The organism is Streptomyces sp. NPDC087787 (assembly GCF_044743035.1).
Lineage (GTDB): Bacteria > Actinomycetota > Actinomycetes > Streptomycetales > Streptomycetaceae > Streptomyces.
Genome location: NZ_JBIUVQ010000018.1, coordinates 137,642 through 159,375, shown reverse-complemented (window position 1 = coordinate 159,375; position 21,734 = coordinate 137,642). Strand labels below are relative to the sequence as shown.

Genomic DNA, 21,734 nt, shown 5'->3' with positions numbered 1-21,734 from the left:
AGCTTCGACCCCTGCCTCCCCTGCGGCGTCCACATGTACCTCGGCAACGGCAAAACCCTCACCACCACCCACACCCCCACCTACGGAACCGACCAAGGCTGAACGCGCCAAGGCACCGGGGGAGACGAGGAGCAGACCATGGGCACGATCAGAGTCGGCAGGCGTGACGTGAAGCCCGACACCCCCGGGCACGTCTCCGGACTGCACCAGGGCAACTGGGGCCCGTACGAGCGGCAGACGGGACACCACCGGGACGGCACCTCCGACGCCCGGCGGTCCACGGGCATCCACTGGAAGAAGCACGACACGATCATGAAGGCCATGCCGAACATCTCGCCCGGATGACGGGGCGCGTCGTGGTTCGGGATCGATGTCAGGAGCGGCTCAGCCGGAAGGGAGGAACGGGGATGACAGCGAAACAGTTGCTGGCGGTGGAGGCCGCCCTGGTGGGCGGGCTGGCGGTCGCGGTGCTGATCAAGGAGATGCCGGGGCTGCTGCGCGAGATCAGGATCTGGCGGATGTCCGGCCGCGGCGCGGGCCACGCCCACTGAGCGCCGGGTCGGTACTGGGTCCGGACCTTCGGCGCCCCCGCGGCCGTCGCCGTTGTGACCCACCTCGGCCGGCACTGAAGGAGCGGCGGCCCGCGGGCCGCCGCTCCTTCAGTGCCGGCCGGTCACCAGTAGTGACGGCGACCCGCGACCGCGTGCCCCATCGATCCGAGGATCCACAGGACCAGGCCGATCACGGCCAGGATGATGCCGATGGTCCACAGGATCGAGATGCCGGTGACGAAGCCGACGACGAGCAGGATGACGCCGAGGATGAGCATGACCGCCTCCGTGGGGAGAAGTGCCTCACCGAGCCGGGTACCCCGAAACTGCGCTGTAGTGCCCCATTTTGGCCGGCTCAGCGGGGCCAGGTGGGCAGCAGCGTCCGCCGGTGCGTGGAGTTGATCACTCCGGCCGCCGAGGCGTACCAGGCGACCAGCCCCGTCGCGAGCCCGAACCAGCCGCCGACCTGGGTGGCGACCTGCGGCGCCAGACCGCCCTGGAACTCGCCGATCGCCAGGAGGACGAAGGTGATGGTCAGCAGTACCAGCACCGCGAGGACGGCGAGGCTGGTGCGCAGCGCGGCCACCGCCATGTAGGCGGTGAAGACGGCCCACAGGAGCAGGAACAGGCCCAGGGCGTTGTGCGCGTTGCCGACGGCCGCCACTCGCGGCACCAGCCACCAGTACGTCAACCAGAACGCCCCGAAGGAAGCGAACACGGTCGCGCCGAAGGTGTCGCCGCGTCGGAACTCGAACAGCCCCGCGACGAACTGCGCCAGCCCGCCGTAGAACGCGGCGAGCGCGAGCACCGGGAGGATCGCGCCGGGTTCCTTGAGCAGGTTGGTGTTGATGATGGACAGCAGGATGGTGGGCATCGCGAACCCCGCCAGGCCCAGCGGGGCCGGATCCGCGTAGGCGACCGGCCTCGGGTCGGCCGGGCGGGCCTCTTCGCGCACGGAGTCGCTGGTGTCGTCAGTCATGACCAAAATCCCTTCGACCCGAGGCCGGCAGAACCAGCCGGAACCCGAAGAGCGCAGGCACAGGACGTCCACGGGGCCGAACCCGCGGGCAGCGCCGGCGCTGCCCGAGTCTTCAGCTGTAGCTGTTCACCACACGCGTACCCCTTTGTCCCAGGATCAGTCGGCGGACGGCAGGTGCCGGGGCGCCCGCACTCCTGGCAGAATCCCGGACACCCGCGCGACGAGACGGGCGTCGAGCGGTGGGAACACCGTCACAAGGCCGGCCCTGGGGGGAACGCACCATGAGTACCGAGATCTACTTCAGCAACAACCACCGCGACCTGTGCCAGGAGCACGGAACCGGCGCCGGTTTCCAGTTCGAGTTCTACTGCTCACGCTGCTCCGACACCTGGCGTTCCCCCTTCGAGCCCTTCCGGGCCGGCCAGATGGCGGGCTGGCTGTCGCGCGGGGTGAACGCGGCCTGGTCGGTCATCGGCGGCGGTGCCGCCCAGGGCGTCTCCAACGCGGCCGACGGGCTGGCCGGCGCGAACTACGGAACCCAGCGGGACGCGGCGTTCACCCGCGCCATCGCCAACGCCCAGGGCCACTTCGACCGTTGCCCCCGTTGCACGGCCTACGTCTGCGCCCGCTGCTGGAACCCGGGCCTCGGGCTCTGCCTCACCTGCTCCCCGGACACCGCGGCGGAGGCCCAGGCGGCCCAGCAGCGGGGCCTGAACGACATGGTGGCCCAGCGCGCCTACGACGCCGGTCAGCAGCGCGGCCAGGACTACGACGCCACCACGCCACGCCAGTTGGTCTGCCCGCAGTGCCGCACCGAGACCAGGGGCGCGGCCTTCTGCCCCTCCTGCGGACACCGCCTCGCCCAGACCGACAACTGCTCCTCCTGCCACCGGGACCTGCCCGACGGCGCGGCCTTCTGCCCCTCGTGCGGCACCCGGAGGTGATCACCGGACCGCGGCCCCGGAACTGAGCGCACACGGCGATCGCGTACCGCACGCACGACATGCGGTACGCGGTCCGCGAACGTGCCGCGATCCACGGTGCCGCGGAGTGCCGACTTGGAGGATGATCATCCTTCAACGAGCCCGCCCTTCCAGCCCGGTCGGCCGGGCCACCGCATGCGAAGGAGCAAGGGCAGCAGATGCCGGAGCAGCACGTTCACCACCCCGACATCGCCTTACGGTCCTTGCGCGGAGAACTGGCCCGCCGCTGCCGGACCGTCACCGAGGCCCGCTGGTTCGCCCTCGGCGTCTTCGCGGTGATCCTCGTCAACGCAGGGCTGCTGGGCGTGGAGACGTACTCCGGTCTGGCGACGCAGTGGCACCACTGGTTACGGCAGGCCGAACACATCTGCCTGGCCGCCTTCACGGTGGAGATCCTCGTCCGGATGCTGGCCTACGCCGACCGCCCGCGGGAGTTCTGGAAGGACCCGTGGAACTCCTTCGACCTGGTCGTCGTTCTGTGCGCCTTCGTGCCCGTCGTACGGGAGAACGCCACGGTGCTGCGGCTGCTGCGGCTGGCGCGCGTGCTGCGCACGGCCCGCTTCCTGCCGCAGGTACGGATCGTGCTGGTCGCGGTGGTCCGCAGTCTGCCCGGCACCCTGAGCTTCCTCCTGGTCGGCGCCCTGCTGCTGTACGTGTACGCCATGGTCGGCTGGGTCTTCTTCGGCCGCCACGACCCTCAGCACTACGGCTCCATAGGCCGCGCCGTGCTGACCCTGTTCCTGCTGATGACCCTGGACGGCATCGGCGACGCCGTGCACAGCGGCCTGGAGGTGTCGCGCTGGAGCCTGATCTACTACGCCTCCTACGTCCTGCTGGCCTCCTTCGTCCTGGTCAACGTCCTCATCGGCGTGGTCATCACGTCCCTGGAGGAGGCCCGCGAGATGGAGAGGGACCAGCCCGCCGAAGCGGCGGACGCCGTTGGCTCCCCCGACGTCCAGCAGCATCTCGCCGACCGGATCGCGGCGGCCCGCAGAGCCCTCGACGACCTCGAGCGCGACCTCGGGCAGACGGCGCCGCCACGTCCAAGGCAGGCGGCCATGGTGGTCCCGGCGGTCGTGGCGCGCGCGGCGCCCGGCTCCGCGAGGGCCCGGCAGCGGGCGTCCCGACGGCGCGGGTGAGGCGGCCGCGGGGTCGTCGGTGACGGGGCCCGGGAGGGGGTGGGTCTTCTCACAATTCGGGCCGAAACGGGTTCGCAGTGACGGCGGCCACTTCACCAGACGCACATTTTGTCTACCTTCGCCAAGCAGTTTCCCCCGTTTGCCGACCCATTGCGGAGGCCTGTCCGATCATGCCCCATTCGCGTTCCCTGCCGCGTGCGAAGACCTCGGCGGCCTCGTCCGGGCGCCGGGTCGGCCGCGCCGGTGCCTGCGCCGGCGCCCTCCTGGCCTCGGTGGCGACCCTCTTCTCCCTCGGCGCGCTGCACGCGGCACCCGCGGTCGCCGCGCCCGCCCCGGCGCAGCAGGCCCACGCCGCGTCGGCCGTCCCGGTGGCGCCGCACCCGCAGAGCAAGGCGCGGGTGACGGCGGCGGTGCTCAACCTCGACGGCGCGAGCAGGAAGCCGTCGCTGTACGGGCAGGACGCCCCGTACGACACCGCCAGCATCATCAAGGTCGACATTCTCGCGGCGCTGCTGCTTCAGGCCCAGGACGCGGGCCGGCATCTCACCGCCCAGGAACGCGGCCTGGCGGAGCCGATGATCCGCAAGAGCGACAACGCGGCGGCGAACGCCCTGTGGCGCGAGATCGGCCGGGCGCCGGGTCTGGAGGCCGCCAACAAGCGCCTGGGGCTGACCTCGACCAAGGGCGGTCCGGACGGCAGGTGGGGGCTGACGCGGACGACGGCGAGCGACCAGATCCGCCTTCTGCTGTCCGTGTTCGACAGCGCCGGGGCGTCGAGGACCGGCTCCCCGCTGAACAAGGAGTCCCGGACCTACATCCGGTCGCTGATGAACCGGGTCGCGAGCGAGCAGGCCTGGGGTGTCTCGGCGGCCTCCGGCGCCGAGTACGCCTTGAAGAACGGCTGGCTCCAGCGGACCACCTCCGGTCTCTGGGACGTCAACAGCGTCGGCCGGATCACGGTGGGCGGACACCGCTACCTCGTCGCCGTACTGTCCGACGGCAGTGCGTCGATGAGCGACGGCGTCGCCCTGGTGGAGCGGGCGGCCCGGCAGGCCGTGTCCGCGGCCGCCCGGACCTGACGGGCGCCGGCGCCGGGAACCCGCGGGTCCCGGCGCCGCACCCCCGCCACCCCGCCCTCTGTGGTTAGTTGCGTCATTGCGCAACTGTATAGTCGTGCCGGGTGTCACCGGGCCGTAGACCGGAGTCCGGACCAACGCGACGGGGGAGCAGTCATGGGCAGTCGAGTCGGATCATCGGGACGGGGCGGCGATCCGGTCAGCCGCAACCAGGAGCTGGCGCTGCTGCTGGGTGCCGTGCTCATCTGCGGATTCGGCCACGCGGGCGGTTCCCTCGCCATGACGGGCAGCCTGCCGCCCGATCTGGCGTTCCACATCGCCGTTCTGGCCCTGCTCCCGCTGCTGTGCCATCTGGGGGTACGGCGGTTCGCCCCGCACGCCGACCCGCTGATCCTGCCCCTGGCCACCCTCCTCACCGGCCTGGGCATCGTCCTGATCCACCGCCTCGACATCGCCTACCAGGCCCGGTACAACTCGCCCACGGCGGTCGGCGGACAGATCATGTGGGTCGGCCTCGCGGTACTCGGATTCATCGTGATCGTGATCGGGCTCAAGGACCATCGCCGGCTCCAGCGCTATCCCTACGTGGCCGTCACCGTGGGCCTGGTGCTGCTGATGGCCCCGGCCTTCTATCCCGGCGACGTCTACGGCGCCAAGCGGTGGATCTTCCTCGGGCCGCTGTCCTTCCAGCCCGGCGAGTTCGTGAAGATCGTGATCGTGCTCTTCTTCGCCGGGTACCTGACGCTCCGCAAGGACGCCCTGGCCCTGGCCGGACGGCGCTTCATGGGCATGTACCTGCCCCGGGGGCGGCAGCTCGGCCCGATCGCGGCCGTATGGGTCATCAGCCTGCTCGTCCTGGTCCTCGAACGGGACCTCGGCACCTCGCTCATCTTCTTCGGCGCCTTCGTCATCATGCTGTACGTCGCGACCGAGCGGACCAGCTGGGTCGTGTTCGGCGTCGGCATGTTCGCCGTCGGAGCCGTCGTCGTGGGCTCCCTCGAACCGCACGTCCACGGCCGGGTGGTCGCCTGGCTGCACCCCATGGACATCTACCTTCCCCCGGACCAGCGGCCGGCCGGACTGATCTCCGACCAGGCGGCCCAGGCGCTGTTCGGGTTCGGCTCCGGCGGGATGCTCGGTTCCGGCATCGGCCAGGGCCACCCCGAGCTCATCGGCTTCGCCGGGCGCAGCGACTTCATCCTCACCACCGTCGGCGAGGAACTCGGCCTGGCCGGAGTGACGGCCGTGATCCTGCTGTACGCCCTGCTCGCCGAGCGCGGCCTGCGGACCGCGATCACCGTGACCGACCCCTTCGGCAAGCTGCTGGCCGCCGGTCTGGCGACCACACTGATGCTGCAGGTGTTCGTCGTCGTCGGCGGTGTCACCGGGCTCATCCCGCTCACCGGAAAGGCCCTGCCGTTCCTGGCCCAGGGCGGCTCGGCGATGGTCGCCAACTGGCTGCTCGTCGCCCTCCTCCTCAAGGTCAGCGACACCGCCCGCCGACCCGCGCCGGTCCCGGCGGCGGACATGGACGCCGCCGAGACCCAGCTGGTCCGCCGCTGACCCGGTCCCCGGGGCGACCGTGGGTGCCGGGTCCTGTCCCCCGTTCAGTGCTCGAGGAGCTTCCTGGCCACGCGGGCCGCCGCCTCGCTCTCGGCCGCCGGCGGCGACAGTTCGCTCAGGGTGTCGAGGTCGGTGTCCTGCTGGAGCTCCGTCTCCCAGGCGGCGGCGAGGCTCTCCTGATCCTCGCGTGACAGCCCCTGGACGTGCTCCCGGTGCCGCGGATCGAGGGCGGTCAGGAATCGCTCGACGGTTTCGATGGGCATGTCGCTCTCCTTGATCAAGGCGTGCCGCCCCGGCGTGTACGCCGAGGCCGGTACACCGGGTTACTCCCTGCGTCGGACGCCGACCGCGCCACCGTCCGGCACCGTGGGGCGGGTGAGAACAAGCCGCCCCGCACGCCGTGCCTTCCTCGTGGTCCATGTGGTCGCCTCCGCCAGTTGGCTCGGCCTCTCCCTCGGACTGCTCGCCCTCGCGATCGCCGCGGTCACCACGCGCTCCGCGGTGACCGTGGAGACCTCCGTCCGCGCCATGGAACTCCTCGCCGACTGGCTCCTGCTCCCCGTCGCGTTCGCCACCCTGTTCAGCGGCCTCGTGCTGTCCCTGGGTACCCAGTGGGGGCTCGCCCGGCACCGGTGGGTCTACACGAAGTTCTGGCTGACCCTGGCCACGACCGCCGCCACGGTCTTCGCGCTGCGCCCCGGGCTGACCTCGATGGTCCGGGACGTCGCCGCGGGCGAGCCGCCGGCCGGCTCCCACGGAATCCTGATGGGCCCCGCCGTCTCCCTGACCGCGTACGTCTTCATGACGGTGATCTCCGTACTCAAGCCCTGGGGCCTGACCCGCCGCGGCCGGCGGCACCGCGCCTCCCAGCGTGCGGACCGGACCGCCGGCCGCCGGAGCGCACCGGTCTGAGCCGGTAGCGGCACGGAGGGGGCAACGGCGTCCGGGTCGGAGTGGTCGTCGTCATGCTGTCCCCGGGCCCGCGGCCCCGACACGAGGGACGGGTGCGACACCCCGTGCCTCTGACGAGCCGCGCGGGTCCGAAGGCCGTGCCGGGACCGTACCGGCGCGTGCGGCGGGCGCCCGTCCGGTGCCCGCCGCATGCCCGCCGGACGGGGCTCAGCCCCGCCCGTTCCGCTTGTCCAGGACCTTCAGCACCGCACGCGCCATGGCCTCCTCGCCCTTGGCGTTGGGGTGGGCGGGGGCCGCGGGCGAGGCCGGCTGCAACGGCTCGATCCAGCGGTCCGCCGGGGCCTTGCACATGTCGTGGCCGACCGTGGGCGCGTAGGTGTCGACGTATTCCGCGCGGTTCCACGCCGCCACCAGGCGGAGCATCGTGTTCAGCCGTTTCTCGGTGTCCCGCAGATAGGGGAAGTCCCGCGCGGCGAACGGCACCGAGGGGAAGCAGCCGCTGCCGTCGTCGGGCAGCAGGTCCGGATAGCCGACGACGAGCACCCGGGCGTGCGGCGCCCTGGCGTGCACGGCCCGCAGCACGCGGTCCACCTTCGGTGCCGTCCGCGCGATGTCGAGCGTCAGCCGGTCGATGCCGGACGAGGCGTAGTGGCGCCGGCAGGGGTCCGACTCCGGCTGCTGGGACCCTAGTTGGGCGCAGGTGGCGATGATGGAGCCGAACCCGACGTCGTTGCCGCCGATCTGGACCGTCACCAGGTCGGTGTCCTTGCGCAGCGCGTCGAGTTGGGCGCCGTTGGAGCCCTGCGGCTTCCACATCTCCTCGGTCGTCGCCCCGCCGCAGCTCACGTCCGTGAACGAGCCGGCCTTCCGATCCGCCGCGACGAGCGACGGGTAGTTGCTGTCCGAGCGCCCGCAGGCGGCGTCGACCTGCCGCGGGATTCCGGGACCGGAGGTGTAGGAGTCCCCGAGCGACACGTAGTGCGCGGCACGGCCGGCCCCCGCGCCGGTACCGGCTCCGTGGGCCGAGGCGGGCGCCGTGGAAGCGGCGGCGAGGGCGCACGCCCCGAGCGCCGCCCCCACCGCGGCCGGCCACCGGCGCCCTCTCGCGCTTTCCTGTCGTGACATCAGTTCCTCCCCTGTGCCGGGACTTCGCGCGCGGTGGGCCGCCGTCGCACGTTCGACTGGGCTTGTATACCGTTCGGTAAGTCCCCGGGGCCAGAGGTGTGAAGCGGTGACGGCGAGCTCACTCCGGGATGGACAGGGGCAGTTCGGCGGTGATCGTGGCGCCCTCGGGATCGGTGCGGACAGTCAGGGTGCCGCCGATCTGCTCGACGCGCTCGTGCATGGACTGGATGCCGACGCCGGGTTTCCACGGATCGGCGCAGCGGCCGGAGTCCGCGACGGTCACCCGCAGACGGCCGTTGCCGAGCAGCTCCAGGGTGAGCGTGGCGGTGGTCACGGCGGCGTGCCGGGCGATGTTGGTGACGGCCTCCACCGCCACCCGGTAGGCGGCGACCTCCACGGCCGCGGGAAGCTGCGGCAACGGCTCCGGGGCGTCGATCGTCACCGTGAGGGGGCGGCCGTCGGCGACCCGCAGCGGTGCGGTGCGCTGGCGGATCGCCTCGACGAGGCCGAGTTCGTCGAGGGCGCGGGGGCGCAGCCCGTAGACGATCCGCCGGATCTCGGTGATCGTGTCGCCCACGTCGGCGCGCAGCGCGCGGAGGGTCTCGACCGCGTGCTCGGGGTCGGTGGCGATGAGGTTGACGACCGCGTCCGCCGTGTAGGCGATGCCGGTCAGGGTGGGGCCGAGACCGTCGTGCAGATCGCGGCGCATACGCCGCCGCTCCTCCTCCAGCGCGGTCACCGTGCGGCCCCTGGACAGGCGCAGTTGCTCGCTGAGCCGGGCCGCGTGCAGGGCCTGCGCCAGCGGGGCCGCGACCAGGTCGAGCACCGCGGCGGCCGCTCCGGGCAGCCGGAGATGTCCCGGCGGGAGACCGACGACGAGATCGCCCACCTTCTCACCGTCCGCGCGCAGGGCGGTGACCTGGACGTGATCCGCGTCGACGGCGCCCGCGGTGGCGACCACGGTGTCCTCCTGGCGCAGCTCGATGCCGGGCACGCCGAGCGTCGTGCGCAGGGTGTGCAGCCACAGCGGGGGAGGGGCGCCGGCGGTCAGGTCCGTGCCGAGGCGGGTCAGCGTCTCCACCGCGTCGGCCGACCGGCCGAACAGCATCTCGTCCATCACCGCCTCGACATGACGCCGGACCGGCTGGTACCCGGCGGCGATGGCGGCCGCCAGCAGCGGAGGCACGCCCTTGTCCGGCCGGGCGCCCACCGCCATCTCCCAGACGGCGGCGATGCCCTCGTACACCGCGGCGCTCAGCGCGAGCATGACGATGAGGACGGCGGCGCCGCGCATCACCACCCGGACGTCCACCGCGCGGGGCGCGACCAGTGCCACGGTGATGGCGCCCGGCAGCAGCAGGGACACCGCGCCGACCGTCAGCACGCCGGCCGGGAAGCCGAGCGTGAGGGAGTTGTCCACCGCGAACAGCAGCATCCCGGCCAGCGTCGTCCCGGCGGCGCCCAGCACCAGCCACAGCACGCGGCGCCGGTCGTCGCCGGAGGTGAGCTCGAACAGCACCCAGGTGGCGGCGCACATCGCCGTCCCGGACGCCACCCCGGCCGCGATCAGCGCCGGTTCGCCGCCCGTCCGCGACGCGGCCGCGCAGCCCGCGCCGCAGACGGCGATCGACGCCTCCGCCCAGCGCAGCGTCCGCGACACCGGCCGCGCCTCGACGACGCGGAGGGCGGCCAGCGGCACGGTGACCGTCGAGGCCAGCACCACCGGCACCACGGCGAGGTCCGGGACACCGGCCGCGGCCGCGAGCGGCGCGCTCAGCAGCGCCGCCGCGGACAGTCCGAGCAGCCGGGAGGCGGCCGAGGCCCCGCGCCGGGCGGTGACCAGGGTGTACGACGCCGTCAGGCCGAGGCCGACCACCAGGGCCCACAGGACCCATCGCTCGGACGGGGACGGCGGCGCCCACCACAGGGACGCGAGCGCCGTGCCGGCGACCGGAGCGAGGGCCGCCCCGCGCAGGGCGGCCGGCGGACGCGCGGTCATGAGGCGGGGCCGGACGTGTCGTCGCCCAGTCCCCGCTCGCGGGCGAGCAGGATGGCCTCGGTCCGGCCGCTCACCCCCAGCTTGGCGAAGACGGCGGAAAGATGGTTCGCGACGGTCTTGACGGCCAGTTCCAGCTCGGCCGCGACCCGGGCGTTGCCGTGGCCGCGCGCCACCCGGTCGAGGATCTCCCGTTCCCGTGCGGTCAGTTCGGGGAACGGGTCGGCCGGCCGGGGCGGCGGCCCCACCTGGCCGAGCAGGCGGGCCGCCACGCCCGGCGCGATGACGAACTGTCCGGCCGCCACCGACCGGATGGTGGTCAGGATCTCCTCCTGCTGGGCGCCCTTGAGGAGATAGCCGCGGGCCCCGGCGCGCAGCGCCGACAGCACCGTCTCGTCGTCCTCGTACATGGTGACGACGAGCACCGCGACGTCGGGCAGCAGCGCGGTCAGCCGCCGGGTGGCCTCCACCCCGTCCATGGCCGGCATCCGGATGTCCATCACCACCACGTCCGGACGGCTCAACTGCGCCTCGCGCAGCGCTTCTTCGCCGGTCGCCGCCTCCGCCACCACCTCCACCCCCGCCAGCGAGGTCAGCAGGGCGCTCATCCCGCGCCGTACTACGGGATGGTCGTCGGCGATGAGCACCCGGATGGGACGGGCCGCGGAGGTCATGTCCCGATGATGGCCGAGACCGGTTCCCGTCGGGGAGGCTCTTCTCCCAGGACGTACGGGAAAACCTCCCTGCGGCCGGGGACGAACCACCGATGCGCGCCGGAACTCCGCTGCCGCATGCTCGCCGCACCGGGTCGCCGCACCGGCGGCCCCCGACTCCCTGAGACAGGAGCCCAGATGAGCCCGAACAGCCCTTCCGGAACCGTTCCCGGCCTCACCCGCAAGAACAAGGTGGGCCTCGTGCTCGCGGGCCTGCTGGGCCTGCTCGACATGACCAACTTCGTCACGCTCCCGGAGCCCGACGCGGACACCCAGGGCCCGCCGATGGCCGTCGGCATCGCCGACGGCGTGCTGGGCGTGATCACGGTGCTCGCGGTCGTCTACACCTGGCGCACGCTGAACCGGACGGGCTCCCGCGTCGTTGCGGGCTCCCGGATCGTGTCGGTGGTCTCGGCCCTGCCGGCGTTCTTCGTCAGCGGCGTCCCGGCCGCGGTGGTCGCCCTGGTCGCCGTGTTCACGATCCTCAGCGTCGTCGTCATCGCCCTCGTCCTGACCCGCCCGGCCCCCGAGGCCGAGGCCGGCGCCGCCTGACCGGCTCCGGGGGCACGTCGTGCCGCTCGGACGCCGAGGACGCATCCGCCACCGCAGGGGAGCGGCGGATGCGTCCCCGTGCCGTACCGGCCGGGCCGCTCACGGACGCCACGAACGCCGTACGCGCCCGACACCAGGGGGGAGTCGGGCGCGTACCGGCGGAAAGGGTTCAGCGCCGGGCCACGGCCCGGCCCTGGCTGAGCTGTGCGGTGAGGAGATGTGCGTCGAGCAGCGCGACGTCGGCGGTGCGGTCCGCCCGCGCGTAGCCGGCGAGCATGCGCTTGGTGAGGGTCAGGGCCTCCGGCGCGCGCCGCACGAGGGGCCTGACCCAGGCGTCGACGACCGCGTCCAGCTCCTCCACCGGCGCGACCTTGTGCAGCAGACCGAGCCGATGGGCGGTGCCGGCGTCGAACGGCTCACAGGTGAGCATGAGTTCGCGGATCCTGGCGGACCCGCCCTCGGCGACCAGGCGGCCCATGGCACCTCCCCAGGCGGGCGGCAGCCCGAGGCCGATCTCCGGCATACGGAACCGGCAGGTGTCCGCCCCGGCGCGCAGGTCGCAGAAGGAGGCCAGCGCCAGTCCGGCGCCCACGACCTTGCCGTGGAGCCTGGCGATGGTCACCGCGTGCGAGTTCTCCAGGGCGTCGCACACCCGGTAGGCCTTGTCCACGATGCGCCGCATGGCGCCGCCGGTCGGGTCCTCCGCCAGTGCCGCCTGGAACTCGTCGCGATCGGCGCCGAGACAGAAGTCGTCGCCCACCGCCGACAGCAGCAGCACCCGGATGTCGGGCCGGTCATGAAGGCTGTTGAGCAGCGAGACGAGGTCGTCGAGAGCGGCGACCGTCAGCGAGCTGTCCTGCGCCGACGGGTTGAGCGCGACCCGGAGGACCGGCCCGTCCTGCTCGACCCGTATCGCCTTGTAGGGGAAGTTGTCGAAGGTATTCGTCATTTCAATCATATGAGAGCGACATCCAGGTTCAGCGGGCGCCGGAACGCCACGCGCGGCGCCCACGTCGGCCGGCGCACCAGCGTGAGCCGCGGGAAGCGCCTGACCACGTGGTGCAGGAGGGTCTGGGCCTCCATCCGGGCCAGGGGCGCGCCGAGGCAGTAGTGAATGCCGCCGCTGAAGGCCAGGTGCGCCGGTTTGCGGTGCATGTTGAACAGTTCGGCGTCCTCGTGCTTGGCGGGGTCGCGGTTGGCGGCGCCCACCATGAGGTGGACCATCTCGTCCTTGCGCACCTCGACACCGCCCAGCTCGGTGTCCCTGGAGGAGACACGGCTTATCACATGGGTGGGCGGGTCGTAGCGCAACGACTCCTCCACGGCGGCCGGCACGAGGTCGGGGTGGATGGTCAGCCGGTCCCACTGCCTGGGGTGCTCGAGGACCAGCAGGGTCATGGTCGACAACAGGGTGGACGTCGTCTCCAGGGCCGCCAGCAGCACGAAGAGTGCCAGGAAGTAGACGGACTCGTCCGCCCTGTCCTGGTCGCTCTCCATGGCGTCCCAGAGCTTGATCCAGCGCGATACGGGGTCGTCGCCCGGGTGGGCGCGCCGCTCGCGCACCAGGTCGAGGAAGTAGGCACGCAGTTCGGCCGTGGCCGCGTCGGACAGCGCCAGCTGACTGGCCGAGGGCAGCAACTCCTGCGTGAAGACCTGGTCGTGGGTCAGCTCGCGCAGCCGGGGGAAGTCGGCGCTCGGCAGGCCCAGCCAGTGCCCGATCGTGGCGACCGGCAGCTCTTCGCTGACCAGGGCGTTGAAATCGGCCTCACCGTCGCGCAGCCGGACGGCGAGGGTGTCCATGAGCCGGCCCGTGATGCGGCCGACCGTGCCGCGTATCTCCTCCATGGAGGTGCGGTCGAACATGCCGGCCGACCGGCGCACCCAGGTGTGTTCGGGGGGATTGAGGGCGGGCAGCGTCCTGCTCATCTCACGGGAGGAGGGGGCAGTCCAACGGGTGCCGTCGCCCTGCTGTTCTCGCCAGCGGGCGTCCGGTTCCAACCAGTCCCGGCTGCGCAGGACCTGATCGCACAGGTCGAAGCGCGTGACGAGATGACCTCCCCATGGCGCTGCGACGACTCCGCCCCTCGACCGAAGCTCCGCGTAGATCGGAAAGGGGTTGGCCTGGCCCTTCGCTGTCCGAAGACGAGAGAAGAGAGAGACCGCAAAACGTCTGTCGGGGGGCGGAGTTACCGCTGTCTCCACGACGGCTCCTTTCTAGGCATCAGCCGCCATGCATACCCCAGCGGTGGCTTGAACATACGAAATGACTATGCGCGCGGGGGTTGCCTTCGTCACTCCCCTCGGGTCCATGCCAGGAAGCGGCTGAACATCCCCGCCTTGGGCTTGGCCGCGGACGTCGCCGCAGGCCGCGGCGCTGCGGCGGTGGCCATCGGCGTCGCGGGAGCGGCCGTCTGCGGCGTCTGCGCCTGTGCGGGCGTCGGCGCCACGACCCGGGGCGTGAACCGGACCGGGAGGGCGACCAGCGAACGGCTCCACGGGGCCGGAACCCAGCTCAAGTCCTTGAACGGTACGCGAACTTCGACGTCCGGCAGCCGGTTGAGGAGGGACTCGACGGCCGTGACCGCGATCATGAACGCCGGGTCCTTGGCCGGGCAGGCGTGCGGACCGGCCCCGAAGGCCAGATGCGCCTTCGCGCTGAGCTGCTCACGGTGTTCGGCCAGCCGGGGATCGGTGTTGGCCGCCGCGAACGAGATGAGGACCGGGTCGTTCGCCCTGAGCGTCCTGCCGCCCAGCTCCACGTCGTGCGTCGGGTAGTGGGCCGCGTAGTTGGCGATCGGCGCGTAGTTCCACAGGACCCGGGTGACGGCGTCCTCGATCGGCAGCCCGGCCTGCCACTCCTCGTCGAGGATCAGCGCGCTGCTCGTGCCGATGGCCGCCGCCAGGGGAGCGGTGCCACCGGACAGCAGGGTCACCAGCTGGTGCAGCACCTCCTCGTCGGTCAGCCCCGCGCCGTGCTCCATCAGACGCGTGGTCAGGTCCTGTCCCGGCCGGCGCCGCTTGAGGGCGATCAGCTCGGAGAGCGCCTCGCCCAGCACCTGGTCGGCGTTGGGGGTGCCGTCGAAGATGCCGCTGATGCCGACGATGACACGGTCACCGATCTCCGGCGGGCAGCCGAACAGGTCGCTGAAGACCAGCAGCGGCAGCGGCTGGGCGTAGTCGGCCATCAACTCGGCCTGTCCGAGGCGGTCGGTGCTGAACCGGCTGATCAGGTAGTCGGCCGACTGCTGGGTCTGGCGCACCAGTTGAAGCTCGTTGACGCTGGCCAGGGAGTCCGTGACCGCCTGGCGCAGCCGGGCGTGCGCCGCGCCGTCACTGAACAGCGCGTTGGGCCGGTACCCCATCATCGGCAGCGCCGGGCTGTCCTCGGGGACACGCCCCTGGTTAAGCGCGTTCCAGCGCCGGGAGTCCCGGACGAACGAGGCGGGGTTCTGCAGGATGTACAGCGCGGCGTCGTAGCTGGTGACCAGCTCGACCTGGACGTCCGGGGCGACGTCGACCGGCGCGCTCGGGCCGAGGGTGCGCAGGTACTCGTAGTGGCTGTCGGGATCGGAGCCGAACTGAGGCCCGTAGAACGGGACGTTGGCGTGGGCGGGGCAGCCGGGCGGCGGCCCCTGTATGCCGGGACGCTGCTGCATGGGCGGTGCTCCTAAGAGATGAGGGACAGAAGGTGGTGCACGAGAGTGATGAGGGCCTGCGCCGCCGAGTTCTGGTCCCGTACGTCACAGGCGACGACGGGGGTCTCCGCGGACAGGTTCAGGGCCTCGCGCACCTCCGTGAGCGGGTAGTCGGTGGTGCCTTCGAAGTGGTTGACACCGATGGCGTAGGTCAGGCCGAAGCGTTCGACCAGGTCGAGGACCGGGAAGGACTCGGAGAGCCGCTCGGGGTCGACCAGCACCAGGGCGCCGAGGGCACCCCGGGACAGTTCTTCCCACATCTCCTTGAAGCGTTCCTGACCGGGCGTTCCGAAGAGGTAGAGCACCACCTCGTCGCTGATGGTCAGTCGGCCGAAGTCCATGGCGACCGTCGTGGTCGTCTTGTCCGGAGTTCCCGACAGGTCGTCAAATCCCACACTCGCTTCGGTGATCTCCTCTTCGGTCCGCAAAGGCTCGATCTCGGAGATACTTCCGATGCACGTGGTCTTCCCGACTCCGAAGTGGCCCACCACAAGGATCTTGACCGCGGTGGAGACGGCTGAATCCAGGTACACGTATCACGCTCCGAATCGGGCTTTGAGGCCATCGAGTACCGCGCTGAGGATTTCCCGATCGACACGTTCGGCGCGGGGGACGGGCTTCCTCGTGATGATGAGGCCGCCGTCTTCCAGCTCCGCCAGAAGAATCCGGACGATCCCCAACGGCAGGTGAGTATGAGCGGCCACTTCCGCGACGGACAGAAAACCGTCCGTGACCATCTCCAGAACCTGGCCCGCCTCCGGGGAAAGCATGCGGCCGGCGGCGGAGACGCCGTCTTCCGCGGACACCAGGGTGGTGCGCTCGTAGGCGTGGTCCGGGGGCAGGGAACGCCCGTTCGTGACCACGAACAGAGGCACTAAGGCCGAGGTCAGCTCGAGATCGGGCTCATCGCTCACTTGCTGCTCACCGCCCCTTGTGGTGACAGATGCTCGCTCAGCCGGGGCACCACCTGGTGCAGCCGGGTCGTGAACTCCTCGATGTCGGCGTCGTGGTCGGCCGCCGCGGCCAGGAAGGCGCCCTGACCGGCCGAGATCAGGAAGATCCAGCCGTGCTGGAACTCGATCACCGTCTGCCGCCAGCGGGCGTGCTCGTGCACGCCGGCGAACTGCGAGGTGGCGCGGCTGTAGGCATGGATGCCGGTCATGGCCGCCGAGATCGTGTCCGCCAGGTCCTGGCTCATGCCCGTGGTGGCACCGCGGGGCAGGCCGTCGGCGCCCAGCAGCACCGCGTGACGGGCACCCCGCACCTGGTCGACCGCCTCGTCCAGGTCGGCGATCGGAACGCCGGTTCCCCGCCTGTCGCCCATCTGGCTCCCGGCACGGCCGGAACGCTCCGCCGCGGCCTCCGCGTTGACCCGGGGAGGCGAGGTGAGGTTGTTGCCGAGCCTGGCGACGAGCCGGTGCATGCGGAAGGAGATCTGCTGCATGTCGACGTCGGGCGCCGCGGCCGCGGCGAGGTAGGCACCCTGCCCCGCCCCGATCAGGAAGATCCAGCCGTGGGAGAACTCGATGATCGTCTGGTTCCACTGCCTGTCCTCGCCCGGACCGGCGAAGTGGGAGGTCGCCCGGCTCAGTGCCTGCATCCCCGCCATGGCGGCGGATATGGTGCGCACGTCCTTCTCCGACATCCCGTCGGTAGCGCCGCGGGGAAGACCGTCTGCGGACAGCAGAACAGCGTGCCGCGCCTTCGGCACGTTGCTCACGATGTCCTCGAGCATCCACGACAGGTCGTTGGTCATGCGTTATCGGACCCTTCGATCGGAGCCGCGGAGAGGTTCCGGCCCGAGAGTGTGCCGCGCTGGAAGGCCCCCAGGCTTCGGCCGGAGCGGCCGGCGTCGTCCGGCGGAGCGACGGGCCGTGCCGAGTCGTCGTCGGCGGGAACACGGTCGGGAGCGGTGTCGGGAACACTGGCTATGGGCACCTGGCGCGCCCCGCGCTTGGGCAGACCGTGAGCGGTGCGCGTCCCGGCCTCGGACCGGCCCGTCGCACTGCGGATCGGGCTGACCTGGGAGACCTCGGCGGGCGCGATCTCCTCCTCGGTCCACAGCTCCTCGGGCAGCAGGACCACCGCGCGGACGCCGCCGTAGCGGGAGATGCCGGTGACGTCCACCCGGAACCCGTACTGCTGGGCGAGCAGGCCGATGACGGGGAAACCGAACTTCGGCTGGTTGCCCAGGTGGGACAGCCGGGGGCGGAACTCGCCGGACAGCAGGGTGGACGCCTTCTGCCGGTCCTCGTCGTTCATGCCGACACCGGCGTCGTCGATGACGATGCACAGGTTCTTCTGCACCCGCTGGAAGGTCACCTCGATCGGCGAACCCTGCTGGGAGAAGCTGGCCGCGTTGTCGAGGAGTTCCGCGACGGCGAGAGCGACCGGCGAGACCGCGGACGCCTTCAGCGCGAAACCGCTCTGCTGCATGATTTCGACACGGCGGAAGTTGCGAATTTGTCCCTGCGCGCTGCGCACCACGTCATAAACGCTCGCCGGCTTACTGCGGCGACCCAGCGGAGCACCGCACATCACCGCAATGCCCTGAGCCTTCCGCGCCATTTGCGCGTTGGCGTGGTTCACCTCCAGCAGATCTCCGAGCACGGCGTGACCGCCGTACTTCCGCTGAATGTCCTCAAGAAGTGTCAACTGCTCGGCCGCAAGGCTCTGGAGAAAACGCGCGGAGCCCTTGAGGACGGCCTTGGTGCTCTCCTCGGCTCCTTCTTCGGCCTCGCGGATGGTCTGGTCGTGCTCCGCCTTGTGACGCTGCAATTCCTGCCACACCGTGGCAAGTTGCCCCTCGGCCTCGCTCAGCTTCTGCGTGTAGGCGGCCTCGGCCTGGCTCTTTTTCGTCGTGATGGCATTATTTCGACGATAGAGCACCAGGACCGCGGCGACGGCGAGCACCACCGCGGCAACCAGGCACCAAACAAGTGCGTCTCGATTCATGGAAACCTTTCCTGGCGTTTAGCCTGCAGCCGTGGGTGGGTGGCGCCTCGTGGAAGTCCGCAGCACAACCGCTCGGAACGACCCTACGGCTGTTGCGTTGAGAACAGGCCGACCTCAATGCAGTGCCCGAGCCGAGTGGACCAAGGTCACGGACGCGGGGATGCTATCACTCACTTAGGGCACCCTCTGCAGGTCCGGGAGGGCAAGTGCCCGGCGCCGTTGGCCACTTGGCCGCGCCCTGATATGCGCGGGTCTTGCTTCCCGCGGGCCGCCCGTTAACCGTTATGAGTTCGCTACATGAGGCGGATTGCGCGATATTTGCCATTTATGCGGCCAAGTCCTCATGCCGCACTGTGATCTGACGGATCGTCGCGCGGGCGGCGCACCACACGCTCACAACCCCGCACCGCTTTTTTCACAGACGGCGCCGCGCACGCCCACGGGGTCATTACGGGGGGACGACTTCCGGATGCTCAACGGTTCCCCTCGTGCGACACGGCCGGCGGATCGAAGGCGACCCGGGTGCGGGCACCGTCGGCCCAGATCACTTCGACGCCCCTCTCGTCGGCCACGCACCGGGACACCGCCTCCGTCAGGGGCACGGGACCGGGCTCGGCGGTCAGCGCGGCGAGCGCGACGTGCACACAGGTGCCCTTGGCCGGTCCCGTGAGGCGCGGCACCTCGGCCCACCGGGTCCAGGCGGTGCCCCGGGGAGCGCGGACCGTGCCGGGGGAGGGGTCCCAGCCGTGCAGCCCGAACAGCGCCGAGACCACGTCCTGCTCCGGCCCGGTGGCCCAACCCGTGTGCGTGACGCGGGCGTTGTCCGGGGCGCCGATCACCCGGTGCACCCGGAGCTCATGACGTCCGTACGCCACCGTGACGCTCTCCACCCGCAGGCCCGGCACCATCGGGGGCCCGGTGACGAAGACGGGCCGGTGCCAGGATGCCGCCCAGCCCCAGCCGTCACCGTGGCCGGCACCCAGCGGATGGATCCGGCGACGGGTGCTGGGCCGGCCGTCCACCTCCACCGACAGGTGGTTGTCCGCGACGTTCCCGGGCGCCGTGGGACCGGTCCGGGTCGAGTACGCCTGACGCGCGTAGTGCGGGTCGTCGCCGGCCTCCGCCTCGCCCACGTGCGGACGGACGTGGTCGCTGCCGTGGTTGTGCAGCCGTACGATCCCGTCGGCGCGGGTCGCCTGCACCAGCAGCCCGGCGGCCGGCAGGGCGAGCACACGGTCGGCCTCCTCCACCGGTGCGGGTGACTCCACCGCCGTCCACAGCGGATGGGAGGCCGGTGCGAGGAGCGACACGAACGCCTTCGACGCCCAGTACGGTGAGGCCGGCCCCGAATAGGCCTGCAGCGTGGCCGCGTGCGGACCGTGCCAGCCCAGGCTCAGCAGACCGTCATCGGTCAGCGCGCCCCGGTCCAGGAAGTACCGCAGGCTGCCGCTCACGAGCCGGCGCGAGGTGCCCGGAGCCAGCGGCGTGTGACCGGTCACGGCGCCGAGCCCGACCGCCGCCGAAGCGGCGAACCGGTACGTGAGCGAGCGCCCGTAGTGCACCGGAGCGCCGTCCCCGCCGAACATCAGGGAGAAGCTCTCCAGATGCGCGCGCAGCCGGTCGCCGTAGCGGGCGAGGAGCGCGTGGTCGCCGCCGAGGTGGGCGTCGAGCACCGGATACAGGTGCAGCGCCCAGCCGTTGTAGTGGTCGAAGGCGCGGCCGTCGCCGTCGGAGTACCAGCCGTCGCCCGCGTACCAGGCCTCCAGCAGCTCCAGCGCGCGCTCCCGGGCCCGGGCGGTCTCCGCGTCGCCGCGCCCCACCGACTCGAGGAACCCGGCGACGGTGAACGGGAACAGGTACCAGTTGTTCGGCGCGGGCGTGTGCCGCAGCGCCCCGCGCAGCCAGGCCTCGGCCCGGTCCCGTACGCCGTCGTCGAGGTGCTTCCACAGCCAGGGCGTGGTCAGCCGCAGGCCGAGCGCGACCGACGCCGACTCGACCATCGGCTGGCCCCGCACATGGTGGCCGAGGATCACCGGCCAGGACTCCGTGTCGTCGCGGCCGGGCGCAAGGGTGCCCGAGGCGAGGCCGCGCGCGTAGCGCTCCAGCAGGCCGTGCGGGTCGTCCCCGCCGGCACCGGCCACGCGGAAGGCGGTGGCGAGAAAGGTTCGGGCCTACCCCTCAAGGCCGTCGGACCGCGTTCCCGAACGGGAGGGCCGCCCCGGCAGGTCGAGCAGGGCGTCGCCGGGGGTGCTCCACCGCCACGCCGTCGTCGTCAGGCCGTCCGCCACCGCTTCCCAGTGGGCCCGGGTGTAGCCGGTGTACGGGCTCGACGCGCGGTCCTCGGCGGGGAGTTCGAGAGGAATGCTCATGCGAGGAAGGCCAGCCCTTCGCGTCGTACGGGATGGCGGAAGCCGGCGCCCGAGGCCCAGCGGGCGGTCTCGGCGAGGGCCAGTTCGGCCAGGCGCCGCCCCTCGTTGCCCTCGGATCCGGCGAGGTGCGGGGTCAGGAGCGCGTGCTCGCAGGCCCACAACGGGTGGTCGCCGGGCAGGACTTCGGGCTCGGTGACATCGAGGACGGCGCGGATGCGGCCGGCGAGGACGGCCTCGGTGAGCGCCGCCTGGTCGACGACGGCGCCGCGCGCGGTGTTGATCAGTACGGCGCCGTCCGGCATGGAGCCGAGCAGGGTCCGGCCGATCAGACCGCGGGTCTCGGGCAGCAGCGGGGTGTGCACGCTGACGGTGTCGCAGCGGGCGAACAGCTCCGCCAACCCCACCGCCTCCACGCCGAGTCCGGCTGCCTGGTCCGCGTCGACGTACGGGTCGTACAGCAGCACCTCGAAGTCGTGCGGGCGCAGCAGCTCGATGACCCGGCGGCCGACGAGCGAGGCCGACACGATGCCGACGGTGCGGCCGTAGTTGCCGACGCGGACCGGGGTGCGCAGCCGGTTCCCGCGGGTGCGGCGGTCACGGTACTCGCGGGCGCGTTCCCGTACGTGCTTGCCGGTGAGCAGGATCATGCCGAGCGTGTACTCGGCCACCGGGACGGCGTTGGCGGCCGCTGAGGAGGACACCTCCATGCCCCGCTCCCAGCAGGCCTCGGTGACGTGGCCGCGCACGCTGCCCGCCGTGTGCACGACGGCCCGCAGCCGGGGCGCCGCGGCCAGCGCGGCCGCGTCCAGGGGCGGGCAGCCCCAGCCGGTGACCAGCAGGTCCACGTCGGCGAGCACCGAACGGGCCCGCGCCGTGGTGAGGTCGTCGAGCACGGGCAGCGGCGCGAGGTCGCAGATCGCGCGGAGCGCGTCGAGCGCCGCGGCGTCGAGGACCGCCGCGGCGGCGTCCGGCGACATCGCCGGCGCGGCCCGAGGCCGGAAGCCGGGCCCCGGTCCGTCGCCGGTCATCCGGCGGCTCCCGCCGTCGGGGCCTCGCGCCAGGGGCACTTGTGCCACGAGAGGCCGAGGACGGGCGCGGACACGGCGAGTGGAAAGCCCATGATCAC

The 21,734-nt window shown here is 71.8% G+C and carries 22 protein-coding genes and 1 pseudogene; 8 read left to right on the top strand and 15 right to left on the bottom strand.

The genetic code is table 11. From position 1 onward, the window contains the following. The first annotated feature begins 138 nt into the window (after window positions 1-138). On the top strand, window positions 139-345 hold the full coding sequence (locus tag ACIOWN_RS27070) for a hypothetical protein (RefSeq protein ID WP_100572507.1): 207 nt from the start codon (window positions 139-141) through the stop codon (window positions 343-345). Between the two features lie 62 nt (window positions 346-407). Further along, a complete protein-coding gene (locus tag ACIOWN_RS27065) occupies window positions 408-551 on the top strand; it encodes a hypothetical protein (protein ID WP_401983569.1) in 144 nt (47 codons plus the stop codon). 122 nt (window positions 552-673) lie between these two features. Here the strand turns inward: ACIOWN_RS27065 and ACIOWN_RS27060 are convergent, their stop codons facing one another. Continuing rightward, window positions 674-829: a DUF6131 family protein gene (locus ACIOWN_RS27060; RefSeq protein ID WP_362349116.1), complete on the bottom strand. Its 156-nt coding sequence runs from the start codon at window positions 827-829 to the stop codon at window positions 674-676. Window positions 830-906: 77 nt separating this feature from the next. Then, window positions 907-1,530 (bottom strand): acetate uptake transporter, encoded by a 624-nt coding sequence (locus tag ACIOWN_RS27055; protein ID WP_362349114.1) that lies wholly within the window; start codon window positions 1,528-1,530, stop codon window positions 907-909. Window positions 1,531-1,811: 281 nt separating this feature from the next. Between ACIOWN_RS27055 and ACIOWN_RS27050 the strand changes: the two genes are divergently transcribed. The 4 genes from ACIOWN_RS27050 to ACIOWN_RS27035 all read left to right on the top strand — a co-directional run bounded on the left by ACIOWN_RS27050 (window position 1,812) and on the right by ACIOWN_RS27035 (window position 6,291). Continuing rightward, the gene (locus ACIOWN_RS27050; protein ID WP_362349112.1) at window positions 1,812-2,474 is read left to right on the top strand and encodes a zinc ribbon domain-containing protein; all 663 of its coding nucleotides are present in this window, start codon (window positions 1,812-1,814) and stop codon (window positions 2,472-2,474) included. Between the two features lie 197 nt (window positions 2,475-2,671). Beyond that, on the top strand, window positions 2,672-3,652 hold the full coding sequence (locus tag ACIOWN_RS27045) for an ion transporter (RefSeq protein ID WP_362349110.1): 981 nt from the start codon (window positions 2,672-2,674) through the stop codon (window positions 3,650-3,652). 170 nt (window positions 3,653-3,822) lie between these two features. Then, window positions 3,823-4,731 (top strand): serine hydrolase, encoded by a 909-nt coding sequence (locus ACIOWN_RS27040; RefSeq protein ID WP_362349109.1) that lies wholly within the window; start codon window positions 3,823-3,825, stop codon window positions 4,729-4,731. A gap of 153 nt (window positions 4,732-4,884) precedes the next feature. Next, window positions 4,885-6,291: an FtsW/RodA/SpoVE family cell cycle protein gene (locus ACIOWN_RS27035; RefSeq protein ID WP_401983566.1), complete on the top strand. Its 1,407-nt coding sequence runs from the start codon at window positions 4,885-4,887 to the stop codon at window positions 6,289-6,291. Window positions 6,292-6,335: 44 nt separating this feature from the next. Here the strand turns inward: ACIOWN_RS27035 and ACIOWN_RS27030 are convergent, their stop codons facing one another. Then, the gene (locus ACIOWN_RS27030; protein WP_362349106.1) at window positions 6,336-6,554 is read right to left on the bottom strand and encodes a hypothetical protein; all 219 of its coding nucleotides are present in this window, start codon (window positions 6,552-6,554) and stop codon (window positions 6,336-6,338) included. Window positions 6,555-6,666: 112 nt separating this feature from the next. On the opposite strand from ACIOWN_RS27030, the gene ACIOWN_RS27025 reads away from it, so the two are divergent. Then, window positions 6,667-7,203, top strand: coding sequence for a DUF2269 domain-containing protein (locus ACIOWN_RS27025; protein ID WP_362349105.1), 537 nt, complete (start codon window positions 6,667-6,669; stop codon window positions 7,201-7,203). Between the two features lie 207 nt (window positions 7,204-7,410). Here the strand turns inward: ACIOWN_RS27025 and ACIOWN_RS27020 are convergent, their stop codons facing one another. The 3 genes from ACIOWN_RS27020 to ACIOWN_RS27010 form a co-directional block, all read right to left on the bottom strand. After that, the gene (locus tag ACIOWN_RS27020; RefSeq protein ID WP_362349103.1) at window positions 7,411-8,328 is read right to left on the bottom strand and encodes an SGNH/GDSL hydrolase family protein; all 918 of its coding nucleotides are present in this window, start codon (window positions 8,326-8,328) and stop codon (window positions 7,411-7,413) included. A gap of 118 nt (window positions 8,329-8,446) precedes the next feature. Continuing rightward, window positions 8,447-10,327: a histidine kinase gene (locus ACIOWN_RS27015; RefSeq protein ID WP_362349102.1), complete on the bottom strand. Its 1,881-nt coding sequence runs from the start codon at window positions 10,325-10,327 to the stop codon at window positions 8,447-8,449. Continuing rightward, window positions 10,324-10,998 carry a response regulator transcription factor gene (locus ACIOWN_RS27010; RefSeq protein ID WP_362349100.1) on the bottom strand — a complete coding sequence of 225 codons (675 nt, stop codon included), beginning with the start codon at window positions 10,996-10,998 and terminating at the stop codon, window positions 10,324-10,326. The genes ACIOWN_RS27015 and ACIOWN_RS27010 overlap by 4 nt, the downstream gene beginning before the upstream one ends. A gap of 177 nt (window positions 10,999-11,175) precedes the next feature. Between ACIOWN_RS27010 and ACIOWN_RS27005 the strand changes: the two genes are divergently transcribed. Continuing rightward, window positions 11,176-11,589 carry a hypothetical protein gene (locus tag ACIOWN_RS27005; protein ID WP_362349098.1) on the top strand — a complete coding sequence of 138 codons (414 nt, stop codon included), beginning with the start codon at window positions 11,176-11,178 and terminating at the stop codon, window positions 11,587-11,589. Window positions 11,590-11,758: 169 nt separating this feature from the next. Here ACIOWN_RS27005 and ACIOWN_RS27000 read toward each other — a convergent pair whose 3' ends face one another. The 9 genes and pseudogenes from ACIOWN_RS27000 to ACIOWN_RS26960 all read right to left on the bottom strand — a co-directional run bounded on the left by ACIOWN_RS27000 (window position 11,759) and on the right by ACIOWN_RS26960 (window position 21,636). After that, window positions 11,759-12,538 (bottom strand): enoyl-CoA hydratase/isomerase family protein, encoded by a 780-nt coding sequence (locus ACIOWN_RS27000; protein ID WP_401983563.1) that lies wholly within the window; start codon window positions 12,536-12,538, stop codon window positions 11,759-11,761. Window positions 12,539-12,543: 5 nt separating this feature from the next. After that, entirely contained in the window at window positions 12,544-13,791 is a 1,248-nt protein-coding gene (locus ACIOWN_RS26995) for a cytochrome P450 (protein ID WP_401983562.1), read from the bottom strand. 89 nt (window positions 13,792-13,880) lie between these two features. Next, window positions 13,881-15,245 carry a cytochrome P450 gene (locus ACIOWN_RS26990; protein WP_362349093.1) on the bottom strand — a complete coding sequence of 455 codons (1,365 nt, stop codon included), beginning with the start codon at window positions 15,243-15,245 and terminating at the stop codon, window positions 13,881-13,883. Between the two features lie 11 nt (window positions 15,246-15,256). Continuing rightward, window positions 15,257-15,817, bottom strand: a complete 561-nt coding sequence (locus ACIOWN_RS26985; RefSeq protein ID WP_100572491.1) for an ATP/GTP-binding protein — start codon at window positions 15,815-15,817, stop codon at window positions 15,257-15,259. A gap of 3 nt (window positions 15,818-15,820) precedes the next feature. Continuing rightward, window positions 15,821-16,198 carry a DUF742 domain-containing protein gene (locus ACIOWN_RS26980; RefSeq protein WP_100572490.1) on the bottom strand — a complete coding sequence of 126 codons (378 nt, stop codon included), beginning with the start codon at window positions 16,196-16,198 and terminating at the stop codon, window positions 15,821-15,823. After that, window positions 16,195-17,040 (bottom strand): roadblock/LC7 domain-containing protein, encoded by an 846-nt coding sequence (locus tag ACIOWN_RS26975; RefSeq protein ID WP_362349092.1) that lies wholly within the window; start codon window positions 17,038-17,040, stop codon window positions 16,195-16,197. The genes ACIOWN_RS26980 and ACIOWN_RS26975 overlap by 4 nt, the downstream gene beginning before the upstream one ends. Next, window positions 17,037-18,239, bottom strand: coding sequence for an ATP-binding protein (locus ACIOWN_RS26970; RefSeq protein WP_362349091.1), 1,203 nt, complete (start codon window positions 18,237-18,239; stop codon window positions 17,037-17,039). The genes ACIOWN_RS26975 and ACIOWN_RS26970 overlap by 4 nt, the downstream gene beginning before the upstream one ends. Window positions 18,240-18,712: 473 nt before the next feature. Next, window positions 18,713-20,608, bottom strand: a pseudogene (locus ACIOWN_RS26965) (DUF2264 domain-containing protein). Next, the gene (locus tag ACIOWN_RS26960; RefSeq protein WP_401983559.1) at window positions 20,605-21,636 is read right to left on the bottom strand and encodes a hydroxyacid dehydrogenase; all 1,032 of its coding nucleotides are present in this window, start codon (window positions 21,634-21,636) and stop codon (window positions 20,605-20,607) included. The pseudogene ACIOWN_RS26965 and the gene ACIOWN_RS26960 overlap by 4 nt, the downstream one beginning before the upstream one ends. Window positions 21,637-21,734: the final 98 nt, after the last annotated feature.